Here is a 22606-nt window from a genome sequence, read left to right on the forward strand (position 1 = left end):
CGGCTACCGCGACAACACCACCAACTGCGACGGCCATGAGGCGTCTTGACTACTTCTTCACGTTCATCGCAGGGTCCACTTCTGGTTCGCGCCGCCGTGACAGGTCCAGATGTGCAGCCTGGTGCCGTTGGCGGTGCCGTATCCGGACGCGTCCAGGCACTTGTTCGCGCCGACGGCGGTGATGGTGCCGTCGGAGTTGACGTTCCACTGCTGGTTGGCCTGGCCGTTGCAGTCCCAGGTGATGACCGCGGTGCCGTCGGCGGCGCCCGCGCCGGACACGTCCAGGCACTTGGTGCCGGACACCTGGAACTGCCCGGAAGAGGTGCGGGTCCATTTCTGGGTGGTCGTGGTGGTGGAGCAGTCCCACAGGTGGACGACCGAGCCGTTGGCGCTGCTGTTGTTGATCACGTCGACGCACCGGTTCGACTGGGCGCCGACGATCTGGACGCCCTGCTGGGGGGTGCCGCCGGCAGGAGCGTAACCGGCGGCGGTGATGTTGGCCTGGACGGCGTTCTCGGTGGCCTCCGTGGGATAACCGGAGGTCAGCACGCCCTCGAAGAAGGTGCCTCGGCCGGAGACGCTGTTGTCGCCGCCGATGCCGAGCAGAATGGCGCCCTCCTTCTTCATCGGGTGGTAGCCGTTGGGCCGCCGACCGTCGAAGTAGGTGGTCAGGCCGCCGGACTGGGCATTGCCGCCGCGGATGGCCCAGTGGTTGGGTTCGCCCTTGACGATGGCGGTGACGAAGCGGTGGTTGATCGGGGCGAGGTTGTTGTAGCCCGCGTTCACCCCGGAGAACAGGCCCCACTCGAGGTCGGCCATGATCCAGGGACCGGATCCGGCGCCGTAGCCCCACTGCTTGTTGGCGCCGAAGTAGACGGTCTCCATGATGGCGGGGGCGTCGGCCTGGCCGTCGGTCTGCGCGTTGCCGTAGTCGAAGCAGCACCACTGGTTGTAGTGGGTGCCGTCCAGGACGGCGTAGATGCCTTCGGGCTGGTCGCCGGTGGCGACGCCGTTGGTGTTGTTGTTGCGGTAGCCGGTGCCGGGTTCGATGCGGACGCCGTAGGCCTTCTGGCCGCCGACGGTGATCGGGGCCGCCTTCGCGTCGGCGAGGTTGTCCCATCCGCCGGGGAGGGGACCGGGCCAGTAGCCGGGCGGGGCCTGGGTGAGGCGGTTGTTGCGGCCCGACTGGTCGTACAGGATCGTGATCACGCAGTTGGTGTTGGCGCAGAAGGAGTCCTGGGCGGCGGCGTTGACCACCCCGCCCGCGCTCTGCACGCCGATGTCGCGCGTGGTGTTGTCGGAGGAACGCCTGACCTGGTAGAGCGGGCCGTTGTAGATGCCGTACAGAGCACGGGTCGTGCTGTGCGCCGCCACGCACGGCGTGCCGCCCGAAGCGTAGATGTCACACGGGCCGGTGGTGGCGGCCTGCGCGGACGGCGCGGCCACGGCCACGTAGCCGCTCGCGGCGACGAGTAACGAGATCCCGGCGGCGGCCATGAGGCGGCCCAGCCTTTTCTTCGTGTTCATCGAATCAGCTCCTGGTTCCTTTTGTGGCTGTTCGTATCGGTGCAGGACTGCCGTCTGGTCGCGCCATCGCCGGTTCTAGATGATCAGCCGGGATCCCGCCGGGGCTCTGCTCGTTGGCGGCCCGGTCTTCGTTTCATCTCGGATTCTCCTCATGAGGTGCGGAGCACAGGCGAGGAAGGACTTACGGGATGCACGACACTCGGAACAGCGGGATCGAATCGATTCGACCGCAGACTAGATCTCGCCTCCAGGGCTGTCAACAACACGTGTAAGGAACTGGACAGCCTTTTTGTGGCGCCGTTCCCTCGCCGGAAGCAGGTGGTCAGCGACTTCTTATGTCTCCAGGATAAGTAGGCTTATTCATTGAGCGTGCCTTCCGCTACTTCGAGACCTGTGCCATTCTCACGCCAGGATGCCCACCTTGGCAGTGTGTACGTCTGATTTCATCAGGCCGACGGAGTCCAAATGTTAGATGAGTATGAAACTTTCATCCCCCTAGATGGAGGGATCTGCCTCCATCGGCGAAGTCGCTCTCTCCGTCTTCCTGCCGAAATACTGCGATCCTCGTCAGCGCCCGACAGGAGGAGCGGCGGGCACGTAGAACCTTCTCTTGAGACCCTAAGAGCGGCTCCTACCCTGAGGTCTCCGCGCCGCATCGAATCGATACGACACCCCTCGACAGGAGACGGCGGGCTCCCGCTCCTCTGTCGCGGCTCCGCCGCCGGGTCGCCCCGACCGCGACCGTGCTGCTCGCCGCAGCCCTCCTCACTCTGTCCCCGGCGGCAAAGACGGCCGAGGCCGCCCCCGCCGTCTACGAGCAGCGGAATGTGCGAAGTCCGATCAGACCATCCCCGAGGCCGCCGTGAAGATGCTGAGCGTGGACGTTGGCTCGCTGCCGATCTGTGGCGAGGACGACAGGCTCGAGGACATGACCGACCGCGGCACCGAGGAACACCACGAGGCCGAACACCTGCTGGCCACCCTCATGGCCGCCGACCCCGGCAAGGGCGACTTCACCACCGTGCTGGAGCGGTTCGAGAAGGCGGTGAAGCACCATGTCGATGAGGAGGAGAGCGACCCCCTCCCCGTCCTCGGCAAGGCCATTCCGCCCGACAAGCTCATGAAGATGGGCCGCGTGTTCAGCCAGGCCAAGCCGCCGAAGCCGAAGGGCCGGACGAAAGAGGAACTGGTCGAGCAGGCGCGGGAGAACATCGAGGGCTACAGCTCGATGACCAAGGACGAGCTCGCCGCCGCCCTGGCGGACTGATGTTCGAGGGGTTCACTCTCGACCGGGTCCAGCTCTCCGAGGTCGCCTTGCGTGTCCGGTACGGCGGCTCCGGCCCGGCCGTCCTACTGATCCACGGACACCCCCGCACCCACACGACCTGGCACCGGCTCGCACCGCTCCTCGCGGAGAATCACACCGTCGTCTGTCCTGACCTGCGAGGATACGGCCAATCCTCGAAACCCGAGACTACGCCTGACCATGGGCCGTACTCGAAACGGGCGATGGCCGCCGACTGTCTGGAGCTCATGCGCGCGCTGGGCCACGAAACCTTCCGCGTCGTCGGCCACGACCGGGGCGGATACGTCGCGTTCCGGCTGGCCCTGGACCATCCCGACGCCGTCGCCCACCTCACCGCACTCGACATCGTTCCGATCGGTGAGGCGCTGGCCCGCTGCGACGCCAACTTCGCCACCCGCTGGTGGCACTGGTTCTTCCGGGCGCAGCCGGCTCCCGGTCCTGAGACGGTCATCGGCAACAACCTCAGCCTCTGGTACCAGGACGGCCCTGACCAGATGGGACAGGACTCATGGGAGGACCTGCAGCGGGCGCTCAGCGACCCGCGCACCATCCACGCCATGTGCGAGGACTACCGCGCCGGACTCGGCATCGACCGCCGACACGACGACACCGACCGGGAAGCCGGTCGCCGAGTCCGGTGCCCGACGCTTGTCCTGTGGGGGACACGCAGTGACCTCCCTCAGATCTATCCGGACATCTCAGCGGTCTGGCGCGCGTGGATCGACGCAGACCTCACGGTCAGAGGCATCGACAGCGATCACCACATCGCCGAAGACGCTCCTGCCGAACTTCACAACCAGCTGCTCACCGTGTGGAAGAACCTCGACATCGGCTGATCCCCTCGGCGGTGTCGATGTGCATAGGCACAGCAGAGTCGACATGCTCAGCCCAGCCGCGGCGATATCACGGCGCCTCCGACACCTGTCGCGCCAGAACGCTCACTCGGGCAGCAGCACCGGGTTGCGAGGCGGCCAGCTCACCGCGTGGTCGAACAGCGCCTTTGGACCCTCGGCATGCGTCCACGCCCGCCCGCACCGTTGAGTAGCGGGCTACTCAAGCCGCCGCCCCTCCAGCGGCGGAAAGATCGGGGCACGAGACACATGAAGAGGTGAGCAATGGGCGAGTTCGACTTCCACGTGGCACGCGCCAGCGCGCAGCGTGCACTGGCGGTGGCGGAGACCCGGTCGCCGTTCACGATCGAGGTCCGCTTCCTGGGCGGCCTCAGCGACACCCAGAAGGCGGCGTTCGCCGCCGCGGCCGACCGCTGGGCCCGGGTGATCGTGGGGGACCTGCCCGAGGTCGCCATCCCCGACCTGCCACAACTCCCGGACGGCCTCGCCCCCGGGGAGATCGTCGACGACATCCTCATCCTGGCCCGGGGCGCCGAGATCGACGGCCCCGGCACCCCGCAGGGCAACATCCTGGGGCAGGCCCGGCCGCTCCTGGTCCGCTCCGGCACCCGGCTCCCGGCCGTCGGGGAGATGACCTTCGACAGCTTCGACCTGAACCGGATGGAGGAGAACGGCCTGCTCCACGACGTCATCTGCCACGAGATGGGCCACACGCTCGGCCTGGGTGGCGGCATCTGGCAGGAACTCGACCTCGTCCAGGGCCTCGGCACCACCGACCCGGTGTTCACCGGGGTCCGGGCCGGTCAGGAGTTCGCCGCCCTGCTGTTCAGCACCGACCCGCACGTCGTCCCGGTGGAGAACGTCGGCGGCCCCGGCAGCGTCGGCTCCCACTGGCGCGAGTCGGTGTTCGGCGCGGAACTCATGACGAGCAAGGTCGCCCCCGGCGTCGGCAATCCGATGAGCCGCCTCACGGCCGCCGCCCTGGCCGACATGGGTTACCAGGTCGACATGGCCGCCGGCGAGCCGTACGTGCTGCCGTCGCAGCTCCTGCTCGCCGACCTGCGCGCGGTGGCCCCGGAGACCATGCTGACCTGCGGGATCTCCGCCGATCAGCCGCCCATGGTCATCTGAAAGGTCGGGTGAGTTCTCCGGTTCGACGCCTTTCCGCGACTTCTGGCGTCAGCGGCTGCCCGGCCCGATCTCGGCGAAGATCTGCAGGCCCGTCAGCACGATCGGCAGCAGGACGACCGTCGCGAACGCCCCGAACGGCACCGTGCGCAGCCGCATCGGCCTGATCCGGGCGGCGTTGGTCCGGGCGAATTCGGCCACGAGCGGCTGCACCTGGCCGAGGTCGCGCTCGTCGACGTCCGCGAGGAGTTCCGACAGCTCGGCGACGCGGGCCTCCTTGGCCGCCCGCTCGACGGTCCGGAAGCACAACCACGGCACCAGGGTGTAGACGGGGGCGAGCAGGACGTACAGGAGAATGAGGCCGAGGACGGAGATGGGCACACTGCTGCCCAGCGCCGCGATCAAGACGGCGATGGCGGTGCCGAGCACGACCAGCGCCCAGTAGGCCGTGCGGTAGACGCGGGCCACCGGGGTCCAGCCGAAGCGGCCGTCGCGGTTGTACCAGTCGGCGCGCAGGTCGGCGGCGAAGTAGAGGGCGACGCTGAAATAGACGGTCAGCACGCCGACCACGTTGAACGTGAAGATCAGCACCATCGCCAGGAACGCCAGCACGGAGTAGATCACCACGCCCAGCGGGTGTTCCGGCCCGGCCCACCAGTTCTGCTTGGCCATGTCGATCCATGCGGCCTGCTCGACTGCCGAGACTCCGCGGGGGGCGAAGACCCGGAAGGCGTTCTGGCTCAGGCCGTTGGCGAGCAGCGTCGCGAAGATGAAGCTGCCGAGGACGACCGAACCGGAGAGCACCAGCTTGGTCCGGGCGGTGACGCCGCCGAACTTGTGGTCGAGCCGGTCGAGCGCGGTGCCCTCGTCGCCCGCGAGCAGCCGGTCGATGCCGAGCACCCGGGAGAACACGTTCGACCTGGGCACCAGGCGGGGCACAATCGTGCGGGATTCCCGCAACTGCGTGAGGGCGGTCGAGACATGGTGCCAGTTACGGTGCAGTAACGCGAAACCGGTCACCACCAGGAACCCGCACAGCAGGCTGGTGAAGTCACGGAGCAGCGGGAAATTCGGTTCGGATGCGTTGCCGGAACCGGTCAACGCATAAGCGACGTCGGCCGGAAAACGGAAATCGTCCGGCCGCCCGAAGGTGCCCTCGATGAGGGTGCACGCCACGGTGACCAGGAAGATGACCAACCCGGTGAGGAGGATCCAGCTGATTCCCTTGTCACGTAATCGGCCAGGGAATATGGGTATGAAGTCGAATGGATCGAACTGCGTGCGTGGTTCGCTCATCTGCTCTCCCGGACGCATGCTAAATGCGTGATCACATCCGATACAACGCCGCGCCGATCTCAATTCCGCTCGCCGCCCCGACGATGACCACGAGATCTCCGGGGGCGGCCTCGAGCGTCGCGAACGCGAACGGCAGCGCCGAGGTGAACAGCTCGGGGTCCGGCATCAGAACGGTGGTGACCTCCTCTTCCGTCACGCCGTGAGCGGCCAGCAACTCGGCCACGACCTGGGGAACGAGCGCGGCGGTGCGGTCGGCGAGCAGCCGGCGGTCGCCCGCACGCACGAAGCTGCGGCCGTCTTCCTGCACCGCGGTCGCGTGGAAGTCGGCGAGGTGCTCGTCGAAGTGGCGGGAGTGGAAACCGGCGAAACCGCCGTCGCCCGCTTCGAGGAGCAGCGCCGACCCCCGGCGCCGCACGCCGCCGCCGTCTTCGGACGCGGCGACCAGCACCGTCCGCACCGCCCCGGCGCTGATGAGCTCGGCGGCCACCCGGCAGGCGTCGAGGGTGCCCAGGCCGCCGTTGGTGAGGTCGAAGCCGAGGAAGTCGCCTCCGAGGCCGAGTTCGCCCGCCGCGATAGCGGCGACGGCGGGTTCGGCGATCAGGCCGGTGACGTACACCCCGGTGTGGATGAGCAGGTCGGGCTGGTCACGGCCGGCCAGGCAGCCGGTGATCGCCTCGCGGAGCAGCTCGATCGTGGTGGCGCCCTCGGTGGCCAGCCCGACGGCGCCGATGCGGACCCCGCGCAGCGGAGCCGGTGTCGCGGAGGGCGTGGGCCGGGTCGAACTGCGGCCTCCGACGAGGCGGGCGGGCAGGTCGTCGAGGGTGTAGACGGCGGTGCCGACGGTCACGCCGGAGGCGGCGATCTCGAAGAGCACCCGCTGACCCGACTCGACGCGGCCGTCTCTCGCGGCGTCGTAGAGGGCGACAAGGTGGGCGGTCGTGGACGTGTTGCCCCACGTCGCCAGGTTGTCGATGACGTTGCCCTCGTGCAGGGCGTCGACGCCGAACACGCGGTTGGCGTGGCGGATTCCAGCCCTGATGGCGACGGACGAGGTCTGGTGCGGGATGAACCGGTCGACGTCGCCGACAGTCAGGTCGAGCTCGGCGAGCGATTCGGCGGCGTGCGCGATCGACTCGCGGATGCCGACCGCCGCCAGCGCGGCCATCTGGGTCTTCATCACCGCGCCGCCGTGTGGCCGATCGGAGGGCCCGGCCACGCACAGCGCGTGGTGCTCCCCGAGGGTGCGCAGCCCGATGTGCTCCAGTCCGGTGCGGTCGTCGCCGGAGCGGGTCAGCAGCACCGCCGCGCCCGCGTCGCCGAGGGTCAGGCAGGCGATGCGCGAGTCGTGCCTGCCGTCGATCTCGAGCTGAGCCGTGGAGATCAGATGGGAGACGAACTCGCCGCTGACGACCAGCGCGGTGCGCACCCGCCCCGCACGGATCAGCGCGTCGGCGAGCCAGATGCCGGTGAACGTGCCGGCGCACGCGTTCGCCAGGTCGAACGTCCAGGCGTTCCGGCAGCCGAGCAGAAGACGCAGCCGCGTGGCGAGGGCCGGTTCGTAGGTCGCCCACGAGGGCCCGTCGATCCGCGAGATGCTCGTGTTGATCAGCAGGTCGATCTCCTCGGCCGCGATCGACGACCGTGACAGGCAGTCGAGCCCCGCTCTGGCCGCCAGATCGACCGAGTATTCGCCCTCGCCGGCCACTCGCCGCGAGACGATGCCGGTCATCAGCTCCAACGGCAAATCGAGCGGCCGAAGGCAGCCGCCGACGACGTCACGGGTGGTGACGGTTCGGGAGGGGGTCGCCACCCCGATGGAGTCGATGACCGTTCGGGCCATTCGTCGACTCTACGTTCCGGGACTGGCCCGGGGCGGAACATTCCGCCAGCGGTCTACCCTCGCTGTCGCCACTGGCCACTCGACCTCGATCCCGATGACGCATGGCGCACCAGCCCCGCTTGGACAAATCGGGCCTAGCCGCCGAAGGTCACCTCGGGATAGTGGGCGGACGGCTTGTCCAGCAGGGGCTGCGGCCTCCCGGTGAGGTGGCGGGCGAAGAAGGCGGCGACGTAGGTGCGGGTGATCTCCGCGGAGCGGGCTCCGGTCAGGGCGAACCCGAGATCGATGCCGAGCTGTTCGGCCAGCAGCGGGACGTCGGTGAAGGACGCGTGCTCCGCTCCGGTCACCACCAGCCACCGCTTCCAGCCGGTCAGCTGCTTCCAGTCGCGTCCCCAGCTCCCGTCCCTGCCTCCGGGGCTGTGCATCGTCGGCGATCCCATGAACAGGAACGGCCGGGCCAGGCCGCGCTCGGGGATCGGGGCGAAGGTGGTGCCGTCCAGGTTGACCCCGGCGCGAATGCGCTTGTCGCGCACCATGGCCGCGATGCTGCTCGCGCCGCCGACGGACTGGCCGGCCATTCCGATGCGCGACCGGTCGATCAGCGCGGCTCCCCGCCATTTCGGCTTCGCGCCGGTGAGCTGGTCGAGGACGAAGGAGACATCCGCCGCGCGGCTGCGGACCACCTGCTCCCCGAAGTCCCGGTCCTTGTTCCCGCAGGCGACGCACGTGGTGACCCGCCCGTCGGGGAAGGCGGTGGCGACGCTCTCGTAGGTGTGGTCGATCCCGACCACCACGTTGCCCCTGCTGGCCAGGTCCTCGGCCAGGCTGGTGAGTGAGCTGCGCGGGGAGCCGAGGCCGGGGGAGAGCACCACCAGGGGCAGGCCGTGCCTGCGGCCTGTCGGCACGGCGTCGGTGAAGGCGTTGGTCCGCACCTTGCTCAACGTGTCCGGCGGGACGGGCAGCTCCGCGTCCTTGATCAGCAGCTCAGACTCCTTCGGCGTCACGTACGGGGCCTGGTGCCTGCCTCGCGTCCCGGCTGCCGGGTACCACAGGGAGATCATCAGCTCCCTCGACTTCGTCGCTGGGACCCATGGGTCGCTCCGGGAGGCGTCCTTCAGATGGAGGGAGGTGACGCCGACCGTGTGGGAGCCCGTCGGCGCGGGCAGCCGCGGTGCCGCAGCAGCGGCGGGGGGAGTGGGGACCGTGAGGGTGAGTAGCCCGGCCAGGGTGAGGGCCATCGTTCTTGCAAGATGCATCAGTGGGTCGCCTTTTCTCCGGAGGCCGCGGTCGTCCGCGGCCGGGACGACGCTAGGCGTGGTCATGCGGCGGGCGCGTCGGCCGTCGTGCCGAATCCGGGTAGCTCCGAGGAACGATCCGAGCCCGGTGTCATCACTCCGATGTAGTCCGGGTGGACGGCGCTCCCGTCATCGGGACGGATGCGTGGCCGGTCGCGCAGTCGTGACAATGGCCCGATGACGGTGGAACGAAGGTCACGGATGTGGCGGCAGTACATGCGGGAGGTGTTGCGCCCGGAGGAGACGCGCGCCCGGCCGTCACGCGGAGCGCTGGTGGCCGATCTGGTGTTCGCGCTGCTGCTGACCGTGCTGGCGGTGGCCGCGGTGGCCGATCTGCACGACGCGTCCACCGAGGGACGGCAGGGGCCGGCGGCGGTGTCCCTGCGGCTGCGTCCCGATCCACCCGCCCGGCCGGTGAGCCCGGCCCCGCCGAGTCTGCGGTCCGGCTCAGAGCAGGGGCCGCACCCGCTGCTGGTGGTCCTGACCGCGTTGCCGCTGGCGGTGCGGCGCCGGTACCCGCTGGCCGTCTTCTGGACGGTCGTGCTCGCCGCGCTGGCCACCCATGAGGCCGCGACGTGGATCACCGTGCTCGCCTGCGCCGTGGCCGCCTACGGCGCGCTCGCCTGCAGCCGTCACCGGCTGGCGGCGGCGGGCGGACTGGCGGCGGCGGCCGTGCTGACCGGCGTGGTCTTCCAGGACGTCGTCCCCGCGCTGCCGTCCTGGCTGGGCCCCATCGTCGTGCTGGCGGGGGCGGGGGTGCTGGCGGTGGCCGTCCGTTTCTGGCAGGGGCGGCTGCGGGCCGGCCGGGATCGCATGGACGCGCTCCAGCGGGCCCAGGCGCAGGCCATGCGCGCGGCCGTCGACGAGGAGCGAGCCAGGATCGCCGCCGAACTGCACGACATCGTGACCCACAACGTGAGCGTGATGGTGATCCAGGCCGGGGCGGCGCGCAAGGTCATGGACGCTGAGCCCGCGGAGTCGAAGCGCGCGCTGCTCGCGATCGAGGCGGGCGGCCGGGCGGCCATGTCCGAACTCCGTCACGTCATGGGCCTGCTGGCCACCGAGAACGAGGTCACGCAGAGCGGGCCGCCCGGTCCGCAACCCGGGCTCGATCAGCTCGACGCGCTGGTCACCCGGGTCCGGGCCGCCGGGATCCCGGTCGGCGTCGAGCTGTCGTTGCCGCCCGGCCCGCTGCCCGCCGGGGTCGATCTGGCCGCCTACCGTGTGGTCCAGGAGGCCCTGACGAACACGATCAAGCACGCGGCGGGCGCGGCGGCGTCCGTCTCGATCCGCCACGAGGGCGATCGGCTGGAGATCGAGGTCGCCGACACCGGCGGTGCGCGGCGCGGCCCGTCGCAGACGGGTGGGCGCGGGCTGATCGGGCTGCGCGAACGGCTGGCCGTCTACGGCGGCACCCTGAACGCGGGACACACCCCCGCGGGAGGTTACCGGATCTTGGCCCGGGTACCGTGGCGAGCCTCATGAGCAACCCTCTCCGCGTGCTCATCGCCGACGATCAGGCCCTGGTCCGCACCGGGTTCCGGATGATCCTGGCCGCTGACGGCATCGAGGTGACGGCTGAGGTGGCAGACGGCGCCGAGGCGGTGGAGGTGGCCCGGCGTACCAGGCCGGACGTCGTCCTCATGGACATCAGGATGCCGCACATGGACGGCATCGAGGCCACCCGGCGCATCCTTGCCGACGACGCGGCCGGCGGCACCCGCGTGCTCATCCTGACCACCTACGACCTCGACCACTACGTCTACACCGCGCTCGCCGCCGGGGCCGGCGGCTTCCTGCTCAAGGACGTCACCCCCGAGCACCTGGTGGCCGCGGTGACCTTGGTGCGCACCGGCGACGCCCTGCTCGCCCCGGCCATCACCCGGCGCCTGGTCGAGCGGTTCGCCCGCCGGGACGACGCCGGTCCTCCGGCCCTGCGCCGTGACCTGGCGGAGCTGACCGCCCGGGAGCTGGAGGTGCTGCGGCTGCTGGCCACCGGGCTGAGCAACGTCGAGCTCGCCGAACGGCTGACTCTCAGCCCGGCGACGGTGAAGACCCACGTGGCCCGCATCCTGGCCAAACTCGGGCTCAGGGACCGGGTCCAGGCCGTCGTGCTCGCGTACGAGACCGGGCTGGTATCCCCAGGCGCGACGTGACAGTCCCTGACACTGCGTGCGCCTCCAACAGCCGCAAGGTCCTCGAACCTGGTGACCGAGTGGCACCAGCGCTACCGGGGCTGCGGCGTCATGCGGGCGTTCGCGGGTGCGCGGTCGTGCTCAGGCCGTCCAGGAGCATGTCGAGGCCGGCGATGAACTGGTCACGATCGGCATGGTCGCGCAGGTGCTGGGTGGTGCGTGTCAGGAAGGGGTAGTCGGCCGGGTCGAGTTCTTCCCAGCGTTGGGCGGTCTGGGCGAGGAAGTCGTCGCGGCTGACGGTCGCGTCGTGGGTGATGCGCGGGGCGATGATCTGGGCGCTGACGCCGGTTATGTAGTAGGAGATCGCGGTGGAGACCGCGAAATGCCGTTCGGCCGGCAGCCCGGTTCGTGCGACCAGGGTGCCGATGCGGTCGAGCAGGCGCAGCGCGTTCGCCAGCGTGGGCGGTGCGGAGACGTGGGACGCCGCCCACGGGTGCCGGTCAAGGGCGTCGAAGACGGCGACGGCAAGCACGCGCAGCGCGGAGACAGCCTCTTCCTCAAGGCTCGGGTGTGCGGCGAAGGCCTGGCCGAGCACCTGATCGGCGGCCAGGGCGACCAACTCGTCCTTGTTCGACACGTGCCAGTACAGCGCGCCGGGCCCGGTGTTCAGCGCTTTGGCCAGCAGCCTAAAGGTGAGCCCCCGCTCGCCCAGCTCGTCCAGCAGCGAGACGGCCGCGCCGACGATCAGCTCTTGTGAGAGGGCGCCGGCCCGCCCCCCGGTGGGTGCTCTTCCTCGCGTCCGCTGCATGACCTCATTTTGACACACCCTGGACCGGTGTTCCATATTGCTAATGGAACGCCGGTCCATATGGACGCCGGGTACGTGCCCGACGCCGCGCCGTGCGGAAACGAGGAAACCCATGAACACCAGCCACCATCCGATCGCCATCGTCGGCGCCGGCCTCGGCGGCCTGACTCTCGCCCGGGTCCTGCACGTCCACGGCATCCCGGCGACGGTCTACGAGGCCGATCCCTCCCAGAAGTCCCGCACGCAGGGCGGCCAACTCGACATCCATGAGGCCGACGGGCAGCGCGCGCTCGCCGACGCCGGCCTCACCGAGGAGTTTCGCGCGATCATCCACGAGGGCGCCGAGGCGTCGCGCGTGCTCGACCAGGACGGCAAGCTGCTGTTCGACGCTCCCGACGACGGCACGGAGCGGCGTCCCGAAGTGCTCCGCGGAGACCTGCGCCGGATTCTGCTCGACTCCCTGCCCGATCAGACGGTCCGGTGGGGACACAAGGCCACCGGTGTCCGGCCCCTCGGCGACGGCCGACACGAGTTGACCTTCACCGACGGCACGACCGTGACCACCGGTCTCCTCGTCGGCGCCGACGGCGCCTGGTCGAAGGTCCGCCCACTGCTCTCCGATGCCGAACCCCGGTACACCGGCACGACATTCATCGACATCTACCTGTACGACGCCGACGAGCGGCACCCCGCGGCGGCCGAGGCGGTCGGCGTCGGCGCGATGTACGCACTGGCTCCGGGCAAGGGGATCATCGCGCATCGCGAGGCGGGGAACATCCTGCACACGTACGTGGAGCTGAACCGCTCCGCCGAGTGGATCGCCGCCATCGACTTCACCGACGCCACCGCCGCGACCGCCCGGATCGCGGCCGAGTTCGACGGCTGGGCCCCGGAGCTCACCGCGCTGATCACCGACGGCGAGACCGCTCCGGTCGCCCGCCCGATCCACACACTCCCGGACGGACACCGATGGGAGCGCGTGCCCGGAGTGACGCTCCTCGGCGATGCCGCTCACCTGATGCCGCCGTCCGGTGACGGCGCGAACCTGGCGATGTTCGACGGCGCCGAACTCGGCAAGGCGATCGCCGCTCACCCCGACGACGTCGAGGCGGCTCTCACCGCCTACGAAGAGGCGCTGTTCCCGCGAACCGAACCCTTCTACGCCGAGGCGCACGACATGCTGAACCTCATGATCGGCGACAACGCACCGTCCGGATTCCTCGACCTCTTCACCGCCGCCGACCAGGCCGAGTGACAGCAGACCAAGAAGAGGCCGGCGTGAGCACATACGAGACCGATGACGGCATGGGCTGGGCGCCGACGTGGACCCAGGCCATGACCGACTTCCGCGGTGAGGATGACGAGCCGCCCTTCGACGATGTCACCGTCCGCATGACCGTGCCCGCGAGCATCGGCGGCAGCCGCGTCCGGGTAGAGCTGTGCAATCTCTTCGGGGACGGCGCCGTTCGGATCGCACGAAGCGCCATCGGAGTCTGCGGACGCTTCGTCGAGGTCTCCGTCGACGGGCAGTCGTCGATCGAGATCCCGGCCGGCACATCACGGTGGACCGACCCGGTCGACCTGACCGTCAGCCACGGCGACGGGATCGCCGTCGATCTGTATCTGCCCGAGTCCTTCTGAGACTTGCATTGTGCGAAAAACCGGGCCCATGACGGCGCTCAAGCGATAAAAGCATCGGTGGTCGTTCTCCTGCGACCACCTCGCACGACGGGCTGCTCGGGGCTGTCAGGCCGGCCGATCAGAGGTAGCCGATGCCGTCGAATCGGTAGGTACGCCGATTTCCCGAATGACGACGTCCTCCTGCGCGAGACGTCGAAGTGCGCCGAGCATGGCGTCGCCGAGCACGCCGACCAGGACCACGGCCTCGGCGCGCTGATCGATCCCGGTCCGGGCGAGTGTCAGCGCAACCTCGGCCTCGGCGAGTTCGTGTGCCGCGGCCGCGTAGCGGTCGAGCAGGGCCAGGATGTCGTCCTGTCCGAGCCGGCGGAGATTCCCGACGGCGGCGGCGAGGACGGATCGTGCGGGGTGCTGCTCGCGGACATTCCAGGAAAGACGTTCGAGGAGGGTGCTGACCACGTCGGATCCGTCAGCCGGGTCTTCTCCTGCGGACGATGACTTCTGGCGTACGAGGGCGTACTGGACGAGCCCGAGCGTCCTGGACTCATCGTCGTTTCCGCCACCTGGAGAGGGGTTCTCCAGGTGGCGGAAGAGCTTTCCGACGGTGGCGATCGGCATCTCGCCGATTTCGACCATGGCACGGATCAGGCCGAGGCGGTGGACATGGGCTTCGTCGTAGCTCGCCTGATTGGGGCTCGTGAAACGCCCCTGGGGCAACAGGCCTTCCCGGAGGTAGTAGCGGATCGTCGGGATCGGCACCCCGGATCGTTCGCTCAGTTCCGCCATCCGCACGTGCTGGGCTCCTCACGACATTTCTCGACGACCGCCACTATAGATAACGCGGAGTCGCGCTCGAAGGAGACCGCGATCAGATCAGGGCGCCGGCAGGACCCGCACCGGTTGGCCGAGCAGTGCACCGACGTACCACCGACCATCGTGCGGGACGACGTTCGTCGCTGCCGGGTCGAGGCCCCTGTACCAATGCCGCACCGTGCCGCCCGGTTCGAGCACGAGCACGCCGCCGGTCAGCGGGTTCTCTTCGTTGACGAAGAGGGAGCCGGGAAGGCGAATCATGATCTCGCGAGCCAGCGCAGTGGGGAAGATCAGGGAGTCGAGTGCCTCGGAGCGGTCGTATAGGGCGACGAGTAGTGATCCGTCAGCGTCGACGTTCATTCCGTCCGGTACACCGGGGAGGTCATCGATCAGCACATCACGTTCGCGGTTCTCGAGTGAGTATTCGAGGATCCGATAGCGCGTCGATTCCGCGATCCTCAACGCCTCCTCATCGGCGTCGAAGGCGATTCCGTTCGGGAAGTACAACTCGTCGAGTACCTCAGAGATCGAGGCCGTCGCGGGGTCGTAGCGGAGCAGGCGGCCGGTCGGCCGGCCGTCGACGAAGTCGGGTACGAGATAGGACGGCATGTCGCCGAGGGTGGTCGTGTTGTATCGCGAGCTCGAGTCGGTGAACCAGATCACACCGTCGGAGCCGATGACCAGATCGTTCGCGAAGAGGATCGGCCGCCCTCCCGCCTCGCCGGCGAGCAGGGTCACCGTTCCGTTCGGGGAGACGGACTGGAGCCCCGCCCCGTGGTTGGCGATGATCAGATTCTGATCCGCGTCGAAGGCGAGGCCGAGAGGGCGTCCCCCGACTTCCGCGAACCTCTCAGAGGATCCGTCAGGCGCCACTCGGATGATGTTTCCGTCCCGGTCACCGGTGTAGACCGCGCCCGCGTCGTCGATCGCGATGTCCTCCGGCCCGTACGGCGCCTCCGTCATGATCGGAGTCGCCTTGACCTCGGTTTGCGACGACGAATCGATCGTGATCGCTGCTCCTGGCGTCCACGCCTCGGGATGGAAATCGGCGATCGGGGGCGGGACCGCCAGGAGGAAGACGGGGACGGCAAGGACAGGCACGACGACAAGGACAGCGGCCGCGCCGATCAGTACCCGCCTTCGACGGCTCCTGGGGGGAGGGCTCATGCGGCCGCCTCCGTGACTCGGGTACGTCCCCTCGTGCTGCCACGGCGGGCCACGGCGGTCTGCGCGATGATCGCTGCCAGCACGAGGACACAGGCGATGTCGAATGCCTGGATGAAGGGGTTGACCAGCGCCTGAGCGTCCGGCCGCGTGATCGTGAGCGCCACTGCTGAGCTCTTGGAGACGATCACGCCGACGGCGACCGGCACGCGCACATCCTGACGAAACGCCGACCACACGAGCGCGATGCCCGCAAGGAACTGAAACACCCCGCGGTGCTGAAGAAGCGTGAGAACCATCGGCTCGGGATCGGATATGCCGTAGGAGCCGAGCTGCTCAGGCTGGAACACCGCCAGCACCGGCACCGCTGTGAACACCCCCATTCCAATTAACGCGGTGCGTGTCGCGATCTCTCCGACCCTCATATGTAACCTCCAGTGGCACTATAGATAGTGGTGGTTCACACTGTAGGTTACGGCTGTGCTGGTAGCAACCGTGCGATGAGCCGGCCTGCCACGGTGATCGGCCCGACGAGAGCGAGGAGTTCCTTCCGGCCGCGCACGAGCTCCAGCCAGGGCGCCGGATGTCGATCTCGGAGATCCACAGCGAGGCAGGATCGCCGGCGGGGTCCGTGCCGTATCGAATTCCGATCAGGGATGGGCCGGGACCGTTGGGGCCGGTTTGTCTAAACGGACCGACCACTCGGCGTCGTAGCCGCGAGAGGGGGCCAACGGCTCGGTGCAGGTCGAGGTCTGGAGTGCGATCGGCGACCAACCTGGGAATCGGCAACCAGAGCGTCATCCGGCTGCCCTTCGCCTCCATCAGACCCGGCGCGCTTCAGCGCCCGACACCATGACGGGCACGAGCGATCAGTTGCTGACAACCGTGGACATCCGAGAGTGTTCAGCGGCCGATCGTCTCCAGGTCGGCCATGTCCTCATCGGAGAGGGAGAGCCCCGCGCCCACGATGTTCTCCCTCAGATGTGCCGTCGACGACGTGCCGGGGATGAGCAGGATGTTCGGTGAGCGCCGCAACAACCAGGCCAGCGCCACCGACATCGGCGTCGCCCCCAGCCGTGCCGCGACCTTGGAGAGCACGTCGGATTGCAGCGGCGTGAAGCCTCCCAGCGGGAAGAACGGCACGTAGGCGATGCCGTCGGCGGCGAGCGTGTCGATGAGGTGGTCGTCGTGGCGGTGGGCGAGGTTGTACATGTTCTGCACGCAGACGATCGGGGCGATGCCGCGGGCCTCGGCGATCTGCTCGGTGGTGGCGTTGCTGACCCCGAGGTGACGGATCAGGCCCTCGCGCTGGAGGTCGGCGAGGGTCCCGAACGCCTCGGCGAGCGACCCGGACTTGGGGCCTTCGGCGTCGCCCATGCGCATGTTGACCAGGTCGAGGGTCTCGATTCCAAGGGACCGGAGGTTGGCGTGGACCTGCTCGCGCAGATCCTGGGGTCGTCGGGCGGTGGGCCAGCCGCCTTGCGCGTCTCGGATGGCCCCCACCTTGGTGGCGATGAACAACGACTCCGGGTAGGGGTGCAGGGCTTCGCGGATCAGCTCGTTGGTGACGCGCGGTCCGTACGCGTCGCTGGTGTCGATGTGGGTGATTCCGGACGCGACGGCTTCGTGCAGAACCGCCAGGGCGCCGTCGTGGTCGGCGGGTGGTCCCATGACCCATGGGCCGGCGAGTTGCATCGCGCCGTAACCGAACCGGGTGACGGTCGCGTCGCCCAGCGTCCAGGTGCCGCCGGGAAGTGAGGTGGTCGGCGCGTTCATCGTGGTGCCTTTCGTCCTGTCTGGTGGTTTCGGCCTGCCTGGACGAGTATTGGAGAGTTACTTCCCAAGGGGAAGTAGGCACTCTAGAGTGCGTAACTCTCCCGCAGGCGAAAGGCGAGACCGGTGAAGCCGACGAAGGCCGCCCAGAGGGCGCAGGCCAAGATGGAGTACGACGTGTTCCTGGCGGCGTGCCCCAGCCGCCAGCTCCTCGACCGGATCTCCGACAAGTGGGTCGTGCTGATCCTCTGTGCCCTCGGAGGCGACGCGGCGGACAAAGGCCGTACAGCAGGCGCATCCGGCCAGCCGGACGCGTCGGCCACCCCACAGGTGATGCGTTACTCCGAGCTCTCCCGGCTGCTGGCGGGGGTCAGCCAGAAGATGCTGACCCAGACCCTGCGTGCGCTCGAACGCGACGGCCTGGTCGTCCGTACCGTGAAGCCGACCGTTCCCGTCACGGTCACCTACGAGCTGACCGACCTCGGCCTCTCACTCCACCGCCTGACCCGCGACCTCACGCGCTGGGCGCACAGCCACATGGACCAGGTCCTCGCCAACCGCGAGGAACACGACGCCCGCGTGTCCTGATCAGCTCGCTGTCACGCCTCGATCGGGCGCCGGCTGGGCGGGTCTTCGGCTGTGCCGGCACCACCGCCCTCGGTGAGGGGGTGCCACCCGAATACGGCGGAAACGGGCCGCGCTCCTGATCGTTGGGATTGTCGGATTCATTCGGCCACCGCGGCCGTCGCTGGCGTCGTGGCCGTGGCTGTGACCGCGGTCCGTCTCACGACCAACCGACCCGAAAGAATCAGCCGGTCGACTCGGGGCGAGAGTTAGTTGTAGATACCGCCGTCCTGCACCTCGCCCTGCCTGATGCGATCATCCTGTTCCGCGTCCCTCTCCTCCTGTGTCAGTTTCTTCTCCTCCCACTTGTCCCACTCCTGCTCGGACTCGGTCGGCCTGAACATACGGCGGGCCTTTTCCCACAACGCGTCACGAGTCACCGCAGAATGATCGGAGACATCGCCCAGATAATATTCGGCGGCCCCCCCGACCTTTTCGCTCATGATTCCCGTAGGAGTGAAGCCCGCCTCGTAAGCCCCCATGGCGGTTCCGTCACTGCCGCTGTAATAAAGGCCTCTCGTCTTCTCCGGAGCGGCGCCGGGAATCCAGGTGAAGAAAAAGGTGAGGGTGGGATGGGAATCCGAGCCCAGATCTCGGATGTCCAGGGTGTAGAGGCCCCAGCGGCAGTCGTCGGCGGGCAGGCCCGCGAGAAACTCGTCGTAGGGTGCCGCCGGGTCACCGGTCTGAGCCACGTCCAGCAGGAAGAACCGATTGATCTTGAAGATGGCGTGTCCGTACGTCGCGGTCTCGGACTCGGCCTCGTCGCGGATCTGCATGAGCAACTGCTCCGTCTTCGGGGCGAGCCGCCCGACGGAGACCTCCCGGTCGGGCACGGGCAGTTCGCGTGGCGGCCCGGCGGCCACCAGCCGGTCGAGCACCGCCCCATTCGACAGGGCGGTGTGGTCGGTGGCCGTGTGTAACACCAGCACCCGGTCGAATGCCCGCGTGAGAATCGCCGTGGACTCCTCGTAGAGTCTCCTCTGGGCCGCAGGGGCGGCCTCGGGCAGCCAGGTGAACAAGACGGGCTCGAAACTGCACAGGCTGCCGTACGAACCGAGGTCCATGGCGCAGAGACCCCACCGGCATTCGTCGGCGGGCAGCGCGGCCAGAAAATCGTCGAAGGTCCGGGGATCGGGCTCGTCGTCCTCCGAATCCTCGTCGTCCGCCAACCCGTCGATTTCCGGGATGATGACCGATTCGGCCTCGTCGATCCGGTAGATCACGTAGCTGGACTCCAGGTATTCCACCACGTTGGAGTATGCGGTCATCACATCGGAATTGAGATCGAGGTTTCCGGACATTCGCGGCTCCCTTCGCGCGGCCTGCCCCACGCTAATGGCCCGCTGATGCCATTGAAAGATCACAAAGTTGTGGCTCTCGGCGACATTGCCAAAACGAATTCTGGGACCCTAGTGGGGCCGTAGACGGGAGTTCACCGGCGGATGCGACAGGCGGAATGCTCCGCATTCCCTTCATCGAAGCGGCGAACGGCTCCGGGCGCCCCGTCTGGTCAGGCGAGGCGTGCGTCCGCGTACGCCGGCCATGGTTGGTGTGGGAGACATCGAAGGACGAGCTTCCCGTCGACCAACGGATCGAAGGGGGAGTGGCCGGCGCCAACCGCGTCCCCCTGCTGAACAACTCGCAGTTTCCGCGGAGCTGCAGCACGCGACCCCTGCCTTCAGACGGAGGACTTCGGCCAGACCACCGCCGCGGCACTGCTCTTCCCCGAGGCCGATGACTGCGGAGTGGTATCGCCTGGTGTATCCGATCAAACTCCTACAGGGTCTTGATCCGCTCCTCGCCATTCATGGCGATGGCGAGGTCATATGTCAGACGGGGCAGGAGCGGCGTACCGGGCGACGATGGTGCGGACGGCCTCGTCGACCACCTGAGCGACGCGTTCGGCGCTCACCTGCCAGCCCGGCACCAGGAGGGTCGGCCAGAAGACGTAGTTGGAGATCATGCCCAGGAACTGGGTGGCTGCGAGGTCCACGTCTTCGACCCGCACCGTTCCCGCCTCGTGCTCGGCCAGGAGGTAGCTGCGTACGGACTCGAAGTAGGGCATCTTCCCGTGCGCGAACTGCGCGTTGGCGAGTTCGGGGAATCGCGGCAGTTCGGCGATGACGATTCGGAACAGGTCGGTCATCTGGGCACGGCTCAACAGCTGGGCGTAGCGGCGACCGATGGTGCTGAGCCCGTCGACGACGTTGCCAGCCGGCGGAGGATCCTCTTCGTCGGCGGTTGACCAGGATTCGGTGACCATGGCGTCGAACAGGGCGGCCTTGCTCGGAAACTGCTTGAACAAGGTGGCCCGGGAAACGCCTGAGCGCTCTGCGATCCGCGCCAGCGACGTCCGGTCGTAGCCCAACTCGAGGAACAAAGCGGTCGCGGCCGCCACGATCAGCGCCCGCTTCTCCTGGGCGATGCGCTGGTGATACGTCGTCACGACCCCGCTCATAGGCCGAGTATACGAGGTGAGTGGCTTGACTCACCATTGCCACCCGCCTACTGTCGGGGGAGTGGTGAGTCGCTCGGCTCACCATCACGTACCGAAGGAACACTGATGCGCCGCTTCGACAACCAGACAGTGCTCGTGACCGGTGGGACCGGTGGCCAGGGATCGAGCCACGTACGTGCCTTTCATGCGGAGGGAGCGAACGTGGTGATCGGCGACATCGACGCCGAACGCGGCGCCGCTCTCGCCGCCGAGCTCGGGACCCGCGCTCGCTTCACCCGCCTCGACGTCACCGATGAGAGCTCGTGGTCCGCCGCTGTGCTGGCCGCCGAGAGCGCCTTCGGCGCCCTGAACGTGCTCGTCAACAACGCGGGCGTCCAGAACCCGCCGGCGCCGATCGAGAAGACGGACCAGGCCACGTGGTCGCGCATCCTCGACGTCAACCTCACAGGGACCTTCCTCGGCATCAAGGTCGCCGCCCCTGCTCTGCGCCGCGCAGCAGGGGGAGCCATCGTCAACATCGCCTCGACGATGGGCCTGGGCGGCACGGCGCACTACGCGCCGTACGTCGCCAGCAAGTGGGCCGTGCGCGGTCTCACCCAAACGGCGGCGCTCGAGCTCGGCCGGGACCACATCCGCGTGAACACCATCCACCCCGGCGTGATCGCGACCTCCTTCATCCAGGAACCAGCGGCCGGCGCCACCGCGGCAATCGCCGACTTCTACTCACCCGAGCCGTTCGCCATCCCCCGACTTGGAGAGCCGACCGACGTCACCCGGCTTCTCCTGTTCCTCACGTCATCAGAGGCGTCGTTCATCACGGGATCGGAGTACGTCATCGACGGTGGACTCCTCCTCGGGCCCGCCCTTCAGATGGAGACCGCATGAGCAGTCCAGACCCGACCGGATGGAACGACCCCGAACGGGACGCGTCTTTGTCGCACCTGCCCGATCACATCCGGCGAGCCATCGAGATCACACCCGCCGCGGGCACCAGTGAACGGATCATCGACATCACGACGCTGGGGCGCCGCACCGGCCGGCCACGCCGCATCGAAATCTTCTTCTACCGAGCTGCGGGCTCCACCTACCTGTGTAGCGGCGCCTGCGGGGGTGCTACCGACTGGTATGCGAACCTTCTCGCCAATCCCACCTTCACCTTCCACCTCAAGAACGGGGTCCGTGCAGATCTGCCTGCGCTGGCCACGCCGGTCACCGCCCCGGCTGAACGTCAGGCCGTGCTGGCGGAGATCGTCGCGGATCTCAATCAGCCCCACGACCCCGGCACCATCCGGCCGACTCGGCTCGAAGACTGGGCCGACAGCCGGCTGACGCGCATCAGCTTCCGCCGCCGGCCGTGATCGCGTCAGAGACCGGGGTGTGGTCGCGGCCAGAGCGGCTCGACGAGCGTAGGTTCGTCGTCACCGGCCGGCGCTTCGAGCCCGAGCGCGCAGGCACCGAGCCCACGCTCATATCCCATGACTGAGCCGATCCCAGTGCCTCTGCCAGTCACCGACCAGCCTCATCTGAGATGAGCTCTTAACCTGAGGTGATGACGAAGAACTGGGCCGACGTCCGCCGATACTTCCTGCGCGACACGGTCGCCCATGTCGCGACCCTCCTACCCGACGGTGCGCCCCACAGCGTTCCCGTGTGGGTGGGTGTGGAGGGCGACCTGATCGCCTTCTTCTCGCTTGAAGGCTCGCAGAAGGTGAAGAACCTCGAAGCCGACCCCCGTATCGCCCTCTCGGTGACCGGCTCGGACAACCCCCTCGACATGGCCACCGTGCGCGGCCGCGTCGTGCGGCGCCTCGACGGGGACGCGGCCCTGCCGATCGTCGACCGGATCGCCGGGCGATACACCGGCGAGCCGTATGACATCCGCGAGGGTCTGGTGGCCTTCCTCGTACAGCCGGAGGTCTGCTGGGCCCGCGACTACACCGCCGAGTAGGT

22 protein-coding genes are annotated in these 22606 nt (G+C 68.4%); 11 read left to right on the plus strand and 11 right to left on the minus strand.

Going from position 1 to position 22606, the window contains the following annotated elements; translation table 11 throughout:
* Positions 1 to 63: 63 nt before the first annotated feature.
* Positions 64 to 1527 carry an arabinofuranosidase catalytic domain-containing protein gene (locus GT755_RS40055; RefSeq protein ID WP_161482907.1) on the minus strand — a complete coding sequence of 488 codons (1464 nt, stop codon included), beginning with the start codon at positions 1525 to 1527 and terminating at the stop codon, positions 64 to 66.
* 877 nt (positions 1528 to 2404) lie between these two features.
* Between GT755_RS40055 and GT755_RS29830 the strand changes: the two genes are divergently transcribed.
* The 3 genes from GT755_RS29830 to GT755_RS29840 all read left to right on the plus strand — a co-directional run bounded on the left by GT755_RS29830 (position 2405) and on the right by GT755_RS29840 (position 4815).
* The gene (locus tag GT755_RS29830; protein WP_161482908.1) at positions 2405 to 2794 is read left to right on the plus strand and encodes a hemerythrin domain-containing protein; all 390 of its coding nucleotides are present in this window, start codon (positions 2405 to 2407) and stop codon (positions 2792 to 2794) included.
* Positions 2794 to 3669: an alpha/beta fold hydrolase gene (locus tag GT755_RS29835; RefSeq protein ID WP_161482909.1), complete on the plus strand. Its 876-nt coding sequence runs from the start codon at positions 2794 to 2796 to the stop codon at positions 3667 to 3669. Before GT755_RS29830 ends, GT755_RS29835 begins: the two co-directional genes overlap by 1 nt.
* A gap of 279 nt (positions 3670 to 3948) precedes the next feature.
* Positions 3949 to 4815: a leishmanolysin-related zinc metalloendopeptidase gene (locus tag GT755_RS29840; RefSeq protein ID WP_161482910.1), complete on the plus strand. Its 867-nt coding sequence runs from the start codon at positions 3949 to 3951 to the stop codon at positions 4813 to 4815.
* 48 nt (positions 4816 to 4863) lie between these two features.
* Here GT755_RS29840 and GT755_RS29845 read toward each other — a convergent pair whose 3' ends face one another.
* The 3 genes from GT755_RS29845 to GT755_RS29855 form a co-directional block, all read right to left on the minus strand.
* Complete coding sequence (locus tag GT755_RS29845) at positions 4864 to 6009, minus strand: hypothetical protein (RefSeq protein WP_161482911.1); 1146 nt, start codon at positions 6007 to 6009, stop codon at positions 4864 to 4866.
* Positions 6010 to 6139: 130 nt separating this feature from the next.
* Entirely contained in the window at positions 6140 to 7948 is a 1809-nt protein-coding gene (locus GT755_RS29850) for a 3-oxoacyl-[acyl-carrier-protein] synthase III C-terminal domain-containing protein (RefSeq protein WP_161482912.1), read from the minus strand.
* Positions 7949 to 8082: 134 nt separating this feature from the next.
* On the minus strand, positions 8083 to 9204 hold the full coding sequence (locus GT755_RS29855) for an alpha/beta hydrolase family protein (RefSeq protein ID WP_161482913.1): 1122 nt from the start codon (positions 9202 to 9204) through the stop codon (positions 8083 to 8085).
* A gap of 216 nt (positions 9205 to 9420) precedes the next feature.
* Here GT755_RS29855 and GT755_RS29860 point away from each other — a divergent pair, with 216 nt between their 5' ends.
* Positions 9421 to 10728, plus strand: a complete 1308-nt coding sequence (locus GT755_RS29860; RefSeq protein WP_161482914.1) for a sensor histidine kinase — start codon at positions 9421 to 9423, stop codon at positions 10726 to 10728.
* Positions 10725 to 11399, plus strand: a complete 675-nt coding sequence (locus GT755_RS29865) for a response regulator (RefSeq protein ID WP_161482915.1) — start codon at positions 10725 to 10727, stop codon at positions 11397 to 11399. Before GT755_RS29860 ends, GT755_RS29865 begins: the two co-directional genes overlap by 4 nt.
* A gap of 88 nt (positions 11400 to 11487) precedes the next feature.
* Here the strand turns inward: GT755_RS29865 and GT755_RS29870 are convergent, their stop codons facing one another.
* Positions 11488 to 12186, minus strand: coding sequence for a TetR/AcrR family transcriptional regulator (locus GT755_RS29870; RefSeq protein ID WP_161482916.1), 699 nt, complete (start codon positions 12184 to 12186; stop codon positions 11488 to 11490).
* Positions 12187 to 12298: 112 nt separating this feature from the next.
* Here GT755_RS29870 and GT755_RS29875 point away from each other — a divergent pair, with 112 nt between their 5' ends.
* Both GT755_RS29875 and GT755_RS29880 read left to right on the plus strand, forming a co-directional pair.
* Complete coding sequence (locus tag GT755_RS29875) at positions 12299 to 13441, plus strand: FAD-dependent oxidoreductase (RefSeq protein ID WP_161482917.1); 1143 nt, start codon at positions 12299 to 12301, stop codon at positions 13439 to 13441.
* 80 nt (positions 13442 to 13521) lie between these two features.
* A complete protein-coding gene (locus tag GT755_RS29880) occupies positions 13522 to 13827 on the plus strand; it encodes a hypothetical protein (RefSeq protein ID WP_202610671.1) in 306 nt (101 codons plus the stop codon).
* Positions 13828 to 13932: 105 nt separating this feature from the next.
* Here GT755_RS29880 and GT755_RS29885 read toward each other — a convergent pair whose 3' ends face one another.
* The 4 genes from GT755_RS29885 to GT755_RS29900 all read right to left on the minus strand — a co-directional run bounded on the left by GT755_RS29885 (position 13933) and on the right by GT755_RS29900 (position 17577).
* A complete protein-coding gene (locus GT755_RS29885) occupies positions 13933 to 14610 on the minus strand; it encodes a MerR family transcriptional regulator (RefSeq protein ID WP_161482918.1) in 678 nt (225 codons plus the stop codon).
* Positions 14611 to 14697: 87 nt separating this feature from the next.
* Positions 14698 to 15804, minus strand: a complete 1107-nt coding sequence (locus GT755_RS29890; protein WP_161482919.1) for an SMP-30/gluconolactonase/LRE family protein — start codon at positions 15802 to 15804, stop codon at positions 14698 to 14700.
* Positions 15801 to 16226 carry a hypothetical protein gene (locus GT755_RS29895; RefSeq protein ID WP_202610672.1) on the minus strand — a complete coding sequence of 142 codons (426 nt, stop codon included), beginning with the start codon at positions 16224 to 16226 and terminating at the stop codon, positions 15801 to 15803. The genes GT755_RS29890 and GT755_RS29895 overlap by 4 nt, the downstream gene beginning before the upstream one ends.
* 478 nt (positions 16227 to 16704) lie before the next feature.
* On the minus strand, positions 16705 to 17577 hold the full coding sequence (locus tag GT755_RS29900) for an aldo/keto reductase family oxidoreductase (RefSeq protein WP_161482920.1): 873 nt from the start codon (positions 17575 to 17577) through the stop codon (positions 16705 to 16707).
* A gap of 123 nt (positions 17578 to 17700) precedes the next feature.
* Here GT755_RS29900 and GT755_RS29905 point away from each other — a divergent pair, with 123 nt between their 5' ends.
* Complete coding sequence (locus GT755_RS29905) at positions 17701 to 18162, plus strand: winged helix-turn-helix transcriptional regulator (RefSeq protein WP_328794540.1); 462 nt, start codon at positions 17701 to 17703, stop codon at positions 18160 to 18162.
* Positions 18163 to 18407: 245 nt separating this feature from the next.
* Here GT755_RS29905 and GT755_RS29910 read toward each other — a convergent pair whose 3' ends face one another.
* Together GT755_RS29910 and GT755_RS29915 are read right to left on the minus strand one after the other, a co-directional pair.
* Positions 18408 to 19499: a hypothetical protein gene (locus tag GT755_RS29910; RefSeq protein ID WP_161482921.1), complete on the minus strand. Its 1092-nt coding sequence runs from the start codon at positions 19497 to 19499 to the stop codon at positions 18408 to 18410.
* A gap of 521 nt (positions 19500 to 20020) precedes the next feature.
* Complete coding sequence (locus GT755_RS29915) at positions 20021 to 20656, minus strand: TetR/AcrR family transcriptional regulator (protein WP_161482922.1); 636 nt, start codon at positions 20654 to 20656, stop codon at positions 20021 to 20023.
* 105 nt (positions 20657 to 20761) lie between these two features.
* Between GT755_RS29915 and GT755_RS29920 the strand changes: the two genes are divergently transcribed.
* The 3 genes from GT755_RS29920 (at position 20762) to GT755_RS29930 (ending at position 22604) form a co-directional block, all read left to right on the plus strand.
* Positions 20762 to 21541, plus strand: coding sequence for a glucose 1-dehydrogenase (locus GT755_RS29920; RefSeq protein ID WP_161482923.1), 780 nt, complete (start codon positions 20762 to 20764; stop codon positions 21539 to 21541).
* Entirely contained in the window at positions 21538 to 22014 is a 477-nt protein-coding gene (locus GT755_RS29925; protein WP_161482924.1) for a nitroreductase/quinone reductase family protein, read from the plus strand. The genes GT755_RS29920 and GT755_RS29925 overlap by 4 nt, the downstream gene beginning before the upstream one ends.
* 191 nt (positions 22015 to 22205) lie before the next feature.
* Positions 22206 to 22604, plus strand: coding sequence for a TIGR03618 family F420-dependent PPOX class oxidoreductase (locus GT755_RS29930; RefSeq protein ID WP_161482925.1), 399 nt, complete (start codon positions 22206 to 22208; stop codon positions 22602 to 22604).
* Positions 22605 to 22606 lie beyond the last annotated feature (2 nt).

The sequence above is a fragment of the Herbidospora solisilvae genome (assembly GCF_009901565.1).
In the GTDB taxonomy this organism is placed as follows: Bacteria; Actinomycetota; Actinomycetes; order Streptosporangiales; family Streptosporangiaceae; genus Herbidospora; species Herbidospora solisilvae.

Bases quoted from the DNA above. Each gene is read 5' to 3' on its own strand.
- GT755_RS29870 (WP_161482916.1), bottom strand. From the start codon at position 12,186: ATGCAGCGGACGCGAGGAAGAGCACCCACCGGGGGGCGGGCCGGCGCC.
- GT755_RS29860 (WP_161482914.1), top strand. From the start codon at position 9,421: ATGACGGTGGAACGAAGGTCACGGATGTGGCGGCAGTACATGCGGGAG.
- GT755_RS29895 (WP_202610672.1), bottom strand. From the start codon at position 16,226: ATGAGGGTCGGAGAGATCGCGACACGCACCGCGTTAATTGGAATGGGG.
- GT755_RS29900 (WP_161482920.1), bottom strand. From the start codon at position 17,577: ATGAACGCGCCGACCACCTCACTTCCCGGCGGCACCTGGACGCTGGGC.
- GT755_RS29840 (WP_161482910.1), top strand. From the start codon at position 3,949: ATGGGCGAGTTCGACTTCCACGTGGCACGCGCCAGCGCGCAGCGTGCA.
- GT755_RS29855 (WP_161482913.1), bottom strand. From the start codon at position 9,204: ATGCATCTTGCAAGAACGATGGCCCTCACCCTGGCCGGGCTACTCACC.
- GT755_RS40055 (WP_161482907.1), bottom strand. From the start codon at position 1,527: ATGAACACGAAGAAAAGGCTGGGCCGCCTCATGGCCGCCGCCGGGATC.
- GT755_RS29915 (WP_161482922.1), bottom strand. From the start codon at position 20,656: ATGAGCGGGGTCGTGACGACGTATCACCAGCGCATCGCCCAGGAGAAG.
- GT755_RS29885 (WP_161482918.1), bottom strand. From the start codon at position 14,610: ATGGCGGAACTGAGCGAACGATCCGGGGTGCCGATCCCGACGATCCGC.
- GT755_RS29880 (WP_202610671.1), top strand. From the start codon at position 13,522: ATGACCGACTTCCGCGGTGAGGATGACGAGCCGCCCTTCGACGATGTC.
- GT755_RS29925 (WP_161482924.1), top strand. From the start codon at position 21,538: ATGAGCAGTCCAGACCCGACCGGATGGAACGACCCCGAACGGGACGCG.
- GT755_RS29850 (WP_161482912.1), bottom strand. From the start codon at position 7,948: ATGGCCCGAACGGTCATCGACTCCATCGGGGTGGCGACCCCCTCCCGA.
- GT755_RS29930 (WP_161482925.1), top strand. From the start codon at position 22,206: ATGACGAAGAACTGGGCCGACGTCCGCCGATACTTCCTGCGCGACACG.
- GT755_RS29835 (WP_161482909.1), top strand. From the start codon at position 2,794: ATGTTCGAGGGGTTCACTCTCGACCGGGTCCAGCTCTCCGAGGTCGCC.
- GT755_RS29875 (WP_161482917.1), top strand. From the start codon at position 12,299: ATGAACACCAGCCACCATCCGATCGCCATCGTCGGCGCCGGCCTCGGC.
- GT755_RS29890 (WP_161482919.1), bottom strand. From the start codon at position 15,804: ATGAGCCCTCCCCCCAGGAGCCGTCGAAGGCGGGTACTGATCGGCGCG.
- GT755_RS29910 (WP_161482921.1), bottom strand. From the start codon at position 19,499: ATGTCCGGAAACCTCGATCTCAATTCCGATGTGATGACCGCATACTCC.
- GT755_RS29865 (WP_161482915.1), top strand. From the start codon at position 10,725: ATGAGCAACCCTCTCCGCGTGCTCATCGCCGACGATCAGGCCCTGGTC.
- GT755_RS29920 (WP_161482923.1), top strand. From the start codon at position 20,762: ATGCGCCGCTTCGACAACCAGACAGTGCTCGTGACCGGTGGGACCGGT.